Here is a 13,674-nt window from a genome sequence, read left to right as displayed (position 1 = left end):
AAAGATGATGTTGCATCTTCACCCCTCGATCGACTCTCTAAACTGGAGCGTGTTGTTTCAGAACTCACCCAACATGTTGCAGGCATAGAATCCTTGAGCAGCTAGTTTTCGCTTCTAATAGCAAGGTTGTGCTTTTGTGAATCTGATGGCTCCTTGATCGGTAATATGATTGCAAATTGGCTTCCTTGACCTAGCTCGGATGTAACTCGAATAGTTCCGCCATGTTTCTCAATAATCTGGTAGCTAACAGAAAGCCCCAAACCTGTCCCTTGACCCACAGGTTTCGTCGTGAAAAAAGGCTCAAATAGGCGTTGCATGACCTCAGGCATCATGCCAACTCCATTGTCTTGAATGTAAATGACAATAGCACCCCCCTGCTGTTTTGTTGTAATCGTAATGGTCGGAACGAACGTTGTAGATACTTGCAATCTTGTCTCGATCGCGTCGATCGCATTGGACAAGATGTTGATAAAGACTTGATTCAGTTGGCTAGCATCACAGTTCACTAGCGGCAACTCACCATACTGATGAAATACCTGAATTGCAGGCAATCCTTTCTTGGATTGCAGACGATTTTGCAGAATTAATAGAGTATTGTCTAGTCCTTGGTGAAGGTCAACAGGCTTCATCCCTGTCTCATCCAACCGCGAGAAATTTCGTAATGCCAGCACAATTTGGCGGACGCGCTCAGCACCTGACCGGATCGACTTCAACAGTTTTTGCAGGTCTTCCTCAAGAAAATCGAGACCGATCTCGTCGATTTCTGCCTGAATCTCTAGATCAGGATTTGGATAATGTTTTTGATAGAGACGCAGTAATCGCAGCAAACTCTGGAAGTACTCATTCGCAGGTGTGATATTGCCGTAAACAAAGCTGATCGGATTATTAATCTCATGTGCTACACCCGCGACAAGCTGCCCGATTCCTGACATTTTTTCTGTCTGTATAAGCTGCGTTTGAGCTTTTTGCAAATCTTGGAGGGCATGGTGAAGCTGTTGGGCTTGTTCTCGCGAATGGGCTTCTGATCGACGTAATGCAACTTCCGTGTGCTTGAGACTTGTAACATTGTGAAAAACTGCAACTCCACCTTGGATCTTGCCAGTCTCATCTGGCAGAGATCGTGCAGTGACACTCAACCAATTTTCCACCAGTGGCTCAGCAGTGCGGGCAAAAACTTCGGTTGCATCGACCGACTCACCTCGAAGTGCTTGCATGAGAGGAAATTCTTCGATTGGATAAGGTGTGGTTTGGTCGGGTAAAAACAGACCTTGGGTGTCTCTCCAGGTTCTTGCCCAATTCGTTAAAGATGAACTTGCGCGAATCCCTAAAATTGTTTCAGCGGCAGGATTCAGAAACACAAACTGACCATGCTGATCAGTCACAACAACTGGATCACCAATACTGTCTAACATAGACCGCAGGGCTTTTAGGGTTGTTTCTGCATGACTCAGCTGTTGTGTATGTTCTTGAAGTTGTGCGAGCGCTTGTTCTAGCTTCGTCGATTTGCTAGAAGTTTCTTGTTCATAGACTTCCAGCAATTGTTCTAGGGTTACAATCTGTGCCTTGAGTTGTTCAATTTCTGCTGATCGATCGGTTTCGACGACTTTGTTTTTTGGTTCCACGACAATTACTTAAGCACGGACTACACAACGAAAAACGGACTGCTGGTCGAATGGTAAGACTGCCATTTTGATGTTGAGGGTTAAAGGCTTAAAAAGCTCAGCAATGTCCCGCTGAATTGCTATTTTGGAGAATAAAATAACTGCGATTAGGTTTCCAGAAGGCAACATGCCTCCAAAACCAAGGACTGATTTGATTTGGAACGGGTGAATAAAGTCTTCTTGAGCCGGAATATGAATCGAGCCTTTGGCTTCTGGAATATGAAAAACGTTGTAGGTGCGCTCTTGTAAGTTGACTAGCAGATCGGGATCAGGAGACAGTACGTTGTTAATGGTTAGCCCAAGTTGGGAGATCAATTGGGAAATCATTGGAGCTTGAGCAACGATTTGTTCACTGGGTAATGGAATGGCTTGATGCCCCCTTGAAGCAGCGCGATCGTTCCATTCGAGTTGATCCCCTGCTGTTGCTAATAGAGTTAGACACTTCATCTCTGGCTGTGCTGGTGAATTGCTCAGCATCCGATCAGCGAAGTGTCGAAGTTCTGGATCTAGATCATGATAGGCATGAGTTTTAAAGAATCGAACTAGCGCGAAAGCATTTTGACCTGTTTCTGGGTCTAGAAAGTGCTCGTAGAAATAGCGTGCCGTCCGGTTTGCAACTTCTTCCATGCTGTCTGCTCCGGTGCCTAGCTTGCGCAGAGCCGCACCACACTCAGTCATATCTCCTAGGGTAAACTTGGTTAAGCTATACATAGTTACAGGCACTGTAGTTAGTTTCTTTGTGCACTCAAGCAGGAAGTCTTTACAAAAGCACGGAAAGTCTCTCAGTGCATGAAACGTAACTCCTACTCAAACAGTCAATCTTGCGATGTCTATAAGATTCCCGCTGACGTTCGCTGTCTAACAATGTGCTTTGCTCACTCATTCTTCTGATGGTGCGGATGCTGCTCTCAGGTGAGCATGTCGCGATACTTTATATGTTGTTCAAACTGCTAAGCCGTGCATCAAGCTTTTTTGCTGCTGGATAATATTGGTTTACTACGTGCATGTATCTTGAGGATTGAATGAAACTAGCGTCCAACTCAATCTTTTGAGATTACGATCGCTCAACGAAAAAATCTGTATTTCATTTTTTACTTTAGTAAAAAGATTTTTTATTGAGGAGCAAGTATATGGCTTAAGTTACACACTCTAAACTGAGTACCCAGTAAACGAGCCATATTACACTTTGTTTTCAGTGTTGCCGCGATCGCACTTTTCAAAAGAGAAGCTCAACCGTCATCGATGATCAGACTGGCTCAGAAAGAAGCCGAATATTGTGTTCTTAGAAATGAGTCACCTACCTCGAACAAATCCTCGATCGCCAAAGAACCGCGATCGTCATCTACTATCGCGGTGAAAGAGGACAATCCGCCGCAATCAGTGAGCTTGATCCAAACATTTACACCATTCCCAAAAACAGTAGAATCTCCCTAATTGGAAGCACAATGAACGCAGTCTATCTAGCTGATACTCTACGTCGTAACTGAGCATAACCCGATCTCAAGATCGATTGAGCCGGGAAAAAGGGAGCAGGTTGCAGTCGCAGACGTATAACCATTACGCTGATCAATATAAACGTTCTTCGAGATGTCTCCAACGAGGCCCCAACTGGGTTGATATAGTCTCGCAGCACCTCGGTGCCAATTTGGCGGAAAACGAATGTTGCCTATGCGGACATTTGTGATATCCTAAAAAAGGTCAAGCGATGACTCATAAAAAATATCCAATACTTTCTGGTGTTGGATTATCTTTAAGTAATGATTCGATCGCTGAAACCTTATATCGGGGCGTAGCGCAGCTTGGTAGCGCACTACTTTGGGGTAGTAGGGGTCGTGGGTTCAAATCCCGCCGCTCCGATTAGATGAAAGCCTTGCAAGGTAACACTTGCAAGGCTTTTCTCATGCACAGGAGGCTTCGGCACTGCGGTAGAGTTAGTACAGAATCTAGTACGACTTACCTCGATTGGGAGCGTTAATTGGCACTAGATTGGAACTCAAATTGCCTCGAAATTACCCCCTAGTCAGCGAGCGCCAATATGCCCTAATCAAAATCCCAAGCCGGAAAAGTTAAAGTTCTGGTTCAAAGCGATCTCCTTCGATTGCGCTGGTCATGGATCAAATCATCAGGCGGTGATGGCAGGCGTTATGTTCTGCCTTTAGGACTACCGACACTCTTGTGAATCGAAAAGTGGCTCAGACAAAAGCCCAAATCATTGAGCAGGATTTAGCCACCAATCACTTCAACGAAACTAGAAAGACTTTTGTGGGTAGCTTGCCTAGACCTATAGGCAGAAGCTTGCGAACCTGGGCCAGGGAGATATTTACTGGAGTAATGATGTACTATTTTTGGATTGTACTGTTCTTAGGTGTGCAATTATTTTGCTTAGGATTGCTTTGGGTCAGTTGCTTTCCTGGAGCATTAACGGATGTTGAATGGAGCCTCATTTTGCCATTGTATTGGTTGCTGACAACTCCTCTCGGGATTCTCATCCTGCTGCTGGCGTTTGGGTTTGTGATTTGGTCGCGACGGCGTTGGAACAGTCAGATTCGCCCTCCAGCAGAATCATTACCCAAAAGACAACCCAGGCGATTTCTGAAGCAGCTTGTTGTTGTGACCTGTCTTGTTCTGTTTCTTACGTCTATTTTGATCCGGATCAATCTGCCCCAAACGATCGCATTTTCATTGTCTCGTCCTGCCTTTGATGCTTTTATTGCGGATGAAGCGAAGCTAGTCAAACTGTGTCGAGACCTTCTCAAGCCGCAATTAGGGATCTATCGAATCAAAGACTGTGATATCGATTCTCAGGGTGGAATCTATTTACAAACAGGTTGGCATGGATTTCTGTTTAATTCTGCCGCTTATGGATTTGTGCATCGACCCAATCCGCATGGAAGCGAGCGTTTTGGAAAAGATATTTATGAGTATCATCCAGTTGTAGAAGATTGGTATTGGTTTAGGGCATCTCAGGATTGGTAATCATGATGAAATTTAAAGTTGCGATCGCTGTGAGTGTCCTTTTAGTCGGGAGTCAGCTTGCGATGGAGCCTATCAAAGCGACTCCTGTACCTAATGCTAAATCTGCTCCTCCTCTACAGCCTCCAGCGGTGGTACTAGGATTTGCTGGAATCGCTCAACTCGATTGTGTTCAACAACTTGAGGCGGGTGAATATCGCTGTGCGAGGTATTGGGCAGAAGTAACCCATTTGCTCAAATCATCAGTTTATCGGGATGTTGAATCACAATTTCCTCCACACCTTCAGCGTCAACTTGCGATCGCAGATCAATCCTGGGCGAAGTTTCAAACTCAACACTGTCAGCAAATGACCCAACGTTTACGCAATCAGCCAGATTTCCCGCTGGCAATGTCTGTGTGTTTGGCGAAACTGAACAACGATCGCATTTTAGAATTGCAATGGGGAGGGCAGATCATCACCCGCCAATCTCGTGATCCTCGATTTGAATCCTTACTCGATCAACTCAAGCTGAGAAATTCATCAGTGCAACGCCAGTGGGAGGACTATCGAACTCAGCACTGCCAAGTAGAAAAAGCTATATTTCCATTCAATAATCTTAGATTGGCGGAATGTCATCAGCGTCTCAGACAGGCTCGATTGGAGCAACTTGAAGACTTTTTTGCAGCGCCTTCTCGCGGGTTGGCTCTTTTTAGAGGTGATGCACTGCCTGGAATTCGGGAGCTAAATTGTGTGGATGGTACGCAGATAGGGTTGAATCGATGCGCAGTCTATTGGTCACAAATGACTCAGTCGCTGCGATCGCGCATTTTACAAGATTGGCTCAGAAGACTCTCTTGGCAGCATGGGCGAGCATTTAAGAATGCTGAGATGGTCTGGCAAGACTATCATAGAGCGCACTGTGATGAGTTGGTTGAACCCGTTAAAGAAGGTTCTATGGCACCGATGGTCTATCATCGCTGTCTTGCAAAGCTGAATAACGATCGCATTGCTGACTTGAAGGGAATCGCTACTTACGAGCCAGACGAGGATGTGCGATCGCAGCTTACACCTCAGCAAGATAAGATTCAACAGCTTTGGGATCGTTACCAGGCTGAGTATTGTAAATTTGAATCACAGTTTTTTGGCAATCAAACGAGAACGAAACAATGTCCAACTCGTTTGAGTCAAGCGCGTTTGCGTCATCTCAAGGAAATGATGAATGTTCGATAGGATAACTGAAGAATGCGGCTTCTATTGTTATTTGCCCTTTTTACTTGCAGCTTGACGCTCGTATTGAGCATCTATCCTGGATTGCTCAATGGATTTGTTGTCTTTGTTGCGATCGCACTTCTCTGGCTGATTCTAATTGGTTGGGTTGCGATATCGACGCTTCAAGCATGGCGCAATCAAAGTTCAATGCGCCCAGTGATTGCAATCGCTCTCATGCTTGCTATTTCCTATGGTCTGCTGAAGTTCTACGTGCCTCGACGGGTTGCTTTTGCACTCTCTCGACCTGCCTTTGAACAGTGGCTTGCGGTGCATCCTGAAAAGCCCCCAGAAGGACGAGAACTGAATTCTAAACTTGGAATCTATCAGGTTGAGGATTACTTTGCTGGTGATGGGGATGACCACTATTTCCGAACGTATCATCATGGAGATGGCTTAGGGCCAGACACGGTTTCCTACGGCTTTGCGTATCAACCCAATCTAAAACAAAGCCCGTTGGGTGCGGCTGGATATAAGCTCCATCCATTAGAAGGAAAATGGTACTGGTTTATAGCTTCAAACGATTGGTAGTGAGAAGAACGATCGCAATTCCAAGGGTGTAAGCGATCAAATCTCGCCAATCGAAGGTAGATCCGATTGTGAGATGAGCGAGTTCGGAGTTGCGCCACCCGAGAATATCAATGAGATTCAGGAACTGAAGAAACTCGATTAAGTAAGCAAAAATGAGCGTTCCAATTGCAATTTTTCGAAGTGGAACCGCAACAAAAGCATGAACAAAGTAAGCAATCACCATGACGATCAGAACATCTCCTAGCAGCGGTCGAATCCATTCATCTCGAAAGAAGAGGGCAATCATCACAACTATTGCAAATAGGATTGCAAACAGGGTGAAAGAACTTTGATTGAATCTCAACCAATTGAGCTTGAGGGATAGTTTTGGCATCAATGGTTCACTGGGCATAATTTGCTGAAATCATAACATCGTTTGTTGAAGATGATCTCAAAGTAGACTGATAGCAATATGGACAAAACTAGGGACTTCAATGCTGAATGACGATCGCATAACTCCTCTCTCAATTGCACTTACCCTTTGGGATATGGGTATTGTTTCCGAGCAATGCCTGATTGCTTGGGCAGACGCTCAGATTTTGGCTCAAGAGAAACCTGCCTATGATTTGCTAGAGATTGCGACTAAAGGTGCGGCAGTATGCCTCAAACAAGGTGTGATTGAAACGGCTCAAATTTCGCTGAACGACTCAGAGGAATTTTTTATTCGAGCTTATTTGTTGGCTCTGGAGTGCGATCGCTCAGCAGAATCTTTCATCATCTGGGCTTCTAGCAACTGCTTCGGGAGTGCAGAAATTCCTGAAGGCTTATTAGCATATCATTTGGAACATCTCTACTATGATTGTGAGGATGTTGATGCTGCGATCGCATTACTGCGGATTGAACTTCCAAAACTCATGCCTCGCTGTGAATCCTTCGCGGTTCCACTTCTAGAGCAAGTTTCAGGGTTAGAGCTGTGTGTTTAATTTTTAGAGATAAGCATGGGAAAAACGTTTGTTGTAATCGATGGATACACATTAGCGATCGCACAGAACGATTCTGATGTGTTGTTTTCTGGTCGCCATAGTCGCAGAGCCTTGACTCGATATGACGATTCAGCGCTGATTGAGTTTTTGGCGCATCATGCACAGAATGAATCGTTTTGGCAGTGCTTTCAGGCGCATGAAATTTATGAAAATGAGTGCGATTTTTCAGAACTTAGCGGAGCCAATCACTTCTTGATCAGAGATAGCCAGCAACTGATTCGCGATCACAGTTGGAAATTACCGCAAACTTATCAAAATTGGGCGATTTGGGAACTGATTGATCAGCTTCAAGGTCAGTCTTGCAATGAACCGATTTGTTTGTGGCATCCGGGGAGTTTCTATCGGATGTACTGTATTCCCTATCGCACTGCGTTCAAGATAATGCAGGTTGCTCGAAATTGGGCATGTCTTCCAGCGGTTGAGGGAATTGAAGTTCTGGACGAAATTCAATGGAATGTGCGCTTTGCATCCTCTGCTAGTTCCGATCAACCCTTGCTTATTCCTCAGATTTTAGATGAGCTTGAGGAAACAGCTAGCCTCTATCTCCTGCTCTTTGAAGATCAGGCTCGTTTGTATACGCCGAATCAGGTGGAAGGAATTCGATATGAATTGTTGAATCAAATGTCGATCGCGAATCTACTCGATCGCGAACTCTTTACGGAAATTCTCGATTGCCTCGCTACTTATCCAAACCTGCAACGCTGTGTAATTCAAGCTGAGAAGCTATGGCGTTATTTAGATTGTGCTTCGGTCAGACGGGACAAAGACAGTTTGAGTTTAGATTGGATGTTTTTTGATCCGCCTTACCCTGAACCAGGATTTCACAAGCTCTGTTTACAGCAGTTGAAACAAGCAAAATTGCAGTATCCCCATACGATTCCTTTTGAGGCGTATGGCAAGCAATATCGACTTGTGACAGGTCGTGTGTATCATCATGCGATGACTTTATTGACTGTTTTAGAAATTGAAACGCCAGCAGATGCGATCGCGTTATTTGCTAATGTCAATGAACCTACTTACCTGGAGTTAGTCGCTTGGGCTGCGCTTGAATCTTGTTCGTCCCCGATAGAAGCTTGGGAAATGGCTGTCGATTGGAGGAATCGGGAAGATGAGCTAGCAACTTTGGCAACCGATCCCTCTTTACCGAAAGCTGAGTTTTTTCTGAATTGTTTATCCTCCCATTTAGCACGACTCTGGCAGAATGGCGATCGTCCTGCTTTGAGAAAGGGATTGCAGAGGTTGCACTATCATTTTTCTAAAGAAATCTGTTTTCTTTACTGTCGAGGTCAGATGCTCCTCTCTGGAACACTGCCATTTCACTATGCAGAATGGTTTGACGGGGGCTTTCTTCGGCTTTATCAATCAGAGCATTGAGCGAAATCTAAACATCAAGGAGGGAAACCTGAGTAGATAACTTACATGGACTGACTCACGATGAAAAATCAACTTTTATGGGCTGTGCTTGCGATAGCAGTTACAACATCAATCCCCTCGGCTTCCATCTCACCCGTCTATTCTGCGATACCTCCTCTATCGGAGCAAAACCTAAAATCGCTCTCGCACTACATCGTGATTGGAACTGTAATGTCAGATCAAAGCAAAGAAATTCCAGCTAATTACGGAACCATCCATGCTCATACCGCAACGATTCAGGTAGAAAGCATAGAGAAAACGAGATCGAGACAAACCCCACTTAAACCTGGACAAACGATCGAAGTTCGTTATGAAAGGCGCGGCAAAACCGGGGGACGAACGGGTTCTCAGCGACAGTCCAAGCCCTTAGAAATAGGAATGAAGGTCAAACTCTTTCTCGTCGAAGGGAAACAAGAATTCTTTCTTTTAGAACCCAATGGCTGGCAACCCTATTTGCCACAAGCAAAAACGCCCGCAACTCAATCTCGATTAGATGAGCAGTTAAAACGTGCAGGCTGGAACCCCGCCGCAACGAGATCGTTTATCCATCAAATTCGGCTAGCAGCAGAGCAAGCAGATGCAAAAGCCTTCGCGAACTTAGTAAGATTTCCAGTGACAATATCGCAAAAGGTCTATCATGAACCGGAAAGTTTGATCCGTGACTTTCCACAAGTCTTTACAGAAGATGTTTTACAAGAACTCAAGCAAGTCGATGACTCTATGATTTCTGTACAACAGAAGCATGTCATGATTGGAGGTGGAACGATTTGGTTCGATCAAGAAGAAGGCAGTCCCAAAATTGTCTCGATCGCGAATTGGATTACGTTTCAGCGTATTCTGGAATACGAATTCACAAAATTAAGACGTTGATGTCTGACCATTTTGCCATGATGTGAAACTAGCTTTAACTATAGAAATTTTTCCGGGACTGCTAGCAACAATCTGTAGTTATTCTAAATTAGGATTCACTGGCTCAAATGTTCTCAAGACTAAGATCGCGATCGCTTCTCTCTATTTTCCCCTTACTAGCCAGCGGAATTTACATCCTGCGTCCTGCTCCGCCTGAGCCTTGTGAGAGCTTGCGAAAATTTGGCGCGATCGAGCAAGCAGGACGCTGCATCATTAACCGTAGCGTCACCCTAGAAGGCAATCTCAAACGACTGCCTGATCGACTCACTATCAAAGGCAATTTAACCATTAGCGGCACGTACATTGAAGACCTTCCCAGTGCAATGATCGTTGAAGGAACCCTTTTCTTGTACAAAACTAGCATTGCCAAGCTTCCCCCAGACTTGCAGGTTCAAGGAAGCTTCGATCAATATAGCGGATTTGGTTCTCCAGGCGTTAAATGTAGTGCAATCCCTAAAACTGCTTTCATCAAGGGACATCGGAACTGTCACTAACGCGCGATCGCAGTAGATAACCTTTATCTTGGATAAAAGCCGCACAAGCTAGGTGAGAGCTTATGGCGCTGCTGACCCTTTAGAAGCTGGTGTCGCTGGATATATCTGGGCAGCAGGTGGGAGCGAAAGGGATTGAAGATAGGGTGTTGTCGGATCGAAGTCAGAGATCGGAATCAAAATCACCCCATCATTTGTGATTGCGATGACTCGAAGCCGGTCGGCATCATATTCGATCTCATGAATAATCGATTGGGTTTGATATTCTGCAATGACTCGCCCATCCGTGACATTAATTTGAACGATCGCGAAACCTGCGCCGAATAGTAAGGTATCTGCATCGGGAAATGCTAAACAACTTCGCCACAAACCCTGACTCCGAGGATGCTGGATATAGGGAAAATTGATGCCCCACTGCTGATCGAGATAGGGATCACAAGATGAAAAACGATACTCGACTTCTGGAGCAGCAGGCAGTTGTTCAGCCTGGAATGTATGATACTTGATCCGGCAATGATAGCCCGTCCAAACGATCGCATTTGTCCTCGGATGCAACTGCAATTCGCCCCGATGGCAGTCACTTACCTCCATAAATTGCCCAATCAGAGTCAACCGATTCTGCTCTAGATCATCAATGCGATAAATGCTATAAGCGAGATCGATATCCGCAGCTTCAACAACCATTAAGCGGAGTGCGCGATCGAAGATGATTTTGTGGCGACAAACAAAGCTAATGGCTGTTAAATGTAACCATCTATGTTGGATCAAATGGTAGAGGCAAACTTGTCCACCTTCTCCAACAAGATACAGATAAGTCCCACAAGCAGTAACACTCAGATGGGTTATCTCAGGGTTCTGATCGTTCCTAGAAAGGAATTCATCCTCTAAATCTGGAGAAGAGAGCGGCGGAATTACGATCGACTCGATCAGTCGGAAATCTTCCCAAGCGTAGATCTCCAAGTAATTTTGTTCAAGGTGGCATTGAACCACTGCAATTCGTTCTAAATCTGGTAAAAGAACGGCGGATGGGCTTGAAGTCCAATGCTTCGAGATCGAAGAACTGAGTTGCATCTCTCCTATGATTTTAGGCTGAGCAGTAATATCCCACTTCACCAATTGTTTGAGACTGATTTGGGTAATAACTTCCTGCCGCCTGGGATGATGTAATAGGCTTCTTGTGTATTGCACTGCCTTACTCTGAGATGATGACGTAGAATCAATGGGAATCGATTGTATATCGTACCCACACTCGCTATCCTACATTCAATACTATTTGCCCTTCACGAATTTGATTGCACCAAAGCAGCGACACCACTGAGTGCGAACAATCCCTGACTGCCAAACCGATTGTTGTTTCATGGATCGACCCTTGAACCCTTCAATTAATGATACTTGGTAGGATGCATAGACGAAAAAATCTCCTGCTAGTGGTGAGCAGGAGATCACTTTATCTCAGAAAATTACTGAATTTTGATACAGCCGTTCTTGATTTCAATCTTAGAATCGTCTTTGATTTCGACTTTGCCACAAGCAGTTTCAATCGTTGCTTCTCGACCGCTGCCTTGAATCGTGGCTGCCCCCGTTGTTCTTGCTTCAAATGTGACTTCTTTGTTTGAGCCATCCATGCGAACTTTCATCACATGCTTTTGGGAGTCTTGATTGGAGTACTTGATGTAAACAGTAGCCACTGACGGCATCGCAAAGGCAACAGTTGGCATGAGCGCAAGTGCTGCAAGAATGAACGTTTTTTTCATGGTTTTAGCAAGAATTTTGAATCAGAAGAGATTGGAACAGACAGAGTAATAGGTCTGTGTTTCACTACTCTTCTTGCTTGACTATGGCAAAGCTTTGCTCTGAATTCGGATGAGCAAAACACGGGAATCATAAGGCTTAGCGTACGATGTATTCTGCTTTAATTCAGTACATTTCCTGAAATCGCTAAAATGCCTCTGGAATTGCGAGTCACGAACTGTAGCTAGTTCAAATATAGCTAGGGTAAAAATTGCAAACAATCACCGCGATCTCGAATTCCAAAGACTTTTTTCATCTTCTCTGCTGAACGTAACCTTGACATAGAACCCAAGCGATCGCACTCAGGATCAATAACCCGCCAATCCAAAATGAAATCCGAATGGCAACAATTACCCCAATTGCGCAAGTTCAGGAATTGAAGCAGCTTCTACAGGCTTGCTTTCAGGTGTCGGCTCGTCCTCTTCGATGATTTGCCAAATTCCTTCAATATGTGCCACCCATCGGCAGGGTTGAAATTCGCCGAAACTGACCAGAATTAAATCCTTGACCTTGGCTTGATCCGTTTCGCGAATATAGTAGCGCAAAGGCAAATCGTCTTCGCCCCGATACGTAGAAAGTTCATTTTGAGGATGGACATACCCTTGCGTTTCTACGATCGTCTGAAAATTTGCGTCTCCCAATTGCTCCCTGAGTTGCTTGAAATCTTGGCGATCGATTTCAGCTAGCGTAAAATCCCACCGCGAAATTCCCATCGGCACTTTGACAGGACAATTCCAATCCTCACCATCAGGACTGTCATCATAGGCATCCATTCGTCGGGTGAGATCAAAGGGTTTCACAGCGAACGTTGGGCGACGAGAGACTTGCGGTGGATGCGATCGCGCTCCCACTTCAACCCGACAAAGAACTAACCGCAGACCATCCTCATAACCTGTAACAAATTTGACTTGATAATTAAAAATGCGCGTAAACAGCATTCCCTCGCCCGCAGGAGCCGAGTCAGTCCAAATTCGCTCACACCGACTGAGGAAATCGAACTGATTCAATTCTTCAGGCACGATCGATGCAATGAACCAATCCATACAAATCGGGACATTGGTTCGACCCGGTTGGGTATCTGGGTTCCATTGCAAACGCTCAGGCGAACTAGAATATTCACGAATCTGGTAAAACGCCTGAAGCAGTATGACGAGATTGGGATAGCCTTGTGCTTGGATAGCTGCAATTTGTTCAGGCGTGATGCTATCTGGGGAAAGCCCTGCGACATCGAGTTCGACTAGAAAGAAGCGACGCTTGGCAGATAGAGTAGCTTGACTATCGGAGTCATGCTGTCGTGCCAGTTGCACAATGTCGCCCGATCGCTTTTCGAGGCTATCTAATGTCGCTTGCTCAGGAATTGTCACCATGAGATGAAATCTGGAATAGTAATAGGTAATAAATCATACTTCTTCTCAGACCTGCCTAACCTGCCAAGCCAAAGTTAACGCCAGTGTCCCCAGAGCCAGCGTTTGTTTGCAAGCACTCTTGATTGCTGAGGCTACAAATCTTGAAACACAATGCTAGTTTTGAGCGATTGACAGCCATCCCAAAGCAACTCCGATTTGCGAATACGGATGCGAAGACTCTCAAAGATTTCCCATTCTCGATAAAAACCTCATAATTGTTTTTAGAGAGC

Annotated in this window: 13 protein-coding genes and 1 tRNA gene; 8 read left to right on the top strand and 6 right to left on the bottom strand. The window is 45.0% G+C overall.

The window, feature by feature from the left end; all coding sequences use genetic code 11:
- Positions 1-101: 101 nt before the first annotated feature.
- A complete protein-coding gene (locus OU814_RS21715; protein ID WP_268242056.1) occupies positions 102-1,622 on the bottom strand; it encodes a PAS domain-containing sensor histidine kinase in 1,521 nt (506 codons plus the stop codon).
- Positions 1,623-1,631: 9 nt separating this feature from the next.
- Positions 1,632-2,372, bottom strand: a complete 741-nt coding sequence (locus tag OU814_RS21710; protein WP_017287483.1) for a hypothetical protein — start codon at positions 2,370-2,372, stop codon at positions 1,632-1,634.
- Positions 2,373-3,444: 1,072 nt separating this feature from the next.
- Between OU814_RS21710 and OU814_RS21705 the strand changes: the two genes are divergently transcribed.
- From OU814_RS21705 to OU814_RS21690, 4 genes are all read left to right on the top strand, one after another.
- Positions 3,445-3,518, top strand: a tRNA-Pro gene (locus tag OU814_RS21705).
- Between the two features lie 474 nt (positions 3,519-3,992).
- Positions 3,993-4,637, top strand: a complete 645-nt coding sequence (locus OU814_RS21700) for a hypothetical protein (RefSeq protein ID WP_268242055.1) — start codon at positions 3,993-3,995, stop codon at positions 4,635-4,637.
- A 2-nt stretch (positions 4,638-4,639) separates the two neighbouring features.
- Positions 4,640-5,845 (top strand): lysozyme inhibitor LprI family protein, encoded by a 1,206-nt coding sequence (locus tag OU814_RS21695; RefSeq protein ID WP_268242054.1) that lies wholly within the window; start codon positions 4,640-4,642, stop codon positions 5,843-5,845.
- Between the two features lie 12 nt (positions 5,846-5,857).
- Positions 5,858-6,412, top strand: a complete 555-nt coding sequence (locus OU814_RS21690; RefSeq protein WP_268242053.1) for a hypothetical protein — start codon at positions 5,858-5,860, stop codon at positions 6,410-6,412.
- On the opposite strand, the gene OU814_RS21685 is transcribed toward OU814_RS21690, so the two are convergent.
- Complete coding sequence (locus tag OU814_RS21685; protein WP_198421425.1) at positions 6,390-6,698, bottom strand: ribosomal maturation YjgA family protein; 309 nt, start codon at positions 6,696-6,698, stop codon at positions 6,390-6,392. The two genes, OU814_RS21690 and OU814_RS21685, sit on opposite strands and share 23 nt — an antisense overlap.
- 241 nt (positions 6,699-6,939) lie before the next feature.
- Between OU814_RS21685 and OU814_RS21680 the strand changes: the two genes are divergently transcribed.
- From OU814_RS21680 to OU814_RS21665, 4 genes are all read left to right on the top strand, one after another.
- Positions 6,940-7,374, top strand: a complete 435-nt coding sequence (locus OU814_RS21680) for a hypothetical protein (RefSeq protein WP_268242052.1) — start codon at positions 6,940-6,942, stop codon at positions 7,372-7,374.
- Between the two features lie 15 nt (positions 7,375-7,389).
- Positions 7,390-8,808 (top strand): hypothetical protein, encoded by a 1,419-nt coding sequence (locus OU814_RS21675; RefSeq protein WP_268242051.1) that lies wholly within the window; start codon positions 7,390-7,392, stop codon positions 8,806-8,808.
- 210 nt (positions 8,809-9,018) lie between these two features.
- Entirely contained in the window at positions 9,019-9,717 is a 699-nt protein-coding gene (locus OU814_RS21670) for a hypothetical protein (RefSeq protein WP_268242050.1), read from the top strand.
- Between the two features lie 107 nt (positions 9,718-9,824).
- Positions 9,825-10,250 (top strand): hypothetical protein, encoded by a 426-nt coding sequence (locus OU814_RS21665; protein WP_017287266.1) that lies wholly within the window; start codon positions 9,825-9,827, stop codon positions 10,248-10,250.
- A gap of 60 nt (positions 10,251-10,310) precedes the next feature.
- Here the strand turns inward: OU814_RS21665 and OU814_RS21660 are convergent, their stop codons facing one another.
- The 3 genes from OU814_RS21660 to OU814_RS21650 form a co-directional block, all read right to left on the bottom strand.
- Positions 10,311-11,318 carry a hypothetical protein gene (locus OU814_RS21660; protein ID WP_268242049.1) on the bottom strand — a complete coding sequence of 336 codons (1,008 nt, stop codon included), beginning with the start codon at positions 11,316-11,318 and terminating at the stop codon, positions 10,311-10,313.
- Between the two features lie 389 nt (positions 11,319-11,707).
- Positions 11,708-12,001: a hypothetical protein gene (locus tag OU814_RS21655; protein WP_017287268.1), complete on the bottom strand. Its 294-nt coding sequence runs from the start codon at positions 11,999-12,001 to the stop codon at positions 11,708-11,710.
- Positions 12,002-12,388: 387 nt separating this feature from the next.
- Complete coding sequence (locus OU814_RS21650; protein WP_017287269.1) at positions 12,389-13,405, bottom strand: hypothetical protein; 1,017 nt, start codon at positions 13,403-13,405, stop codon at positions 12,389-12,391.
- Positions 13,406-13,674 lie beyond the last annotated feature (269 nt).

The organism is Leptolyngbya sp. GGD (assembly GCF_026735145.1).
In the GTDB taxonomy this organism is placed as follows: Bacteria; Cyanobacteriota; Cyanobacteriia; order Leptolyngbyales; family Leptolyngbyaceae; genus Leptolyngbya; species Leptolyngbya boryana.
Note: the sequence above shows the minus strand (reverse complement) of the source record. Positions and strands in the feature narration are given on the sequence as shown.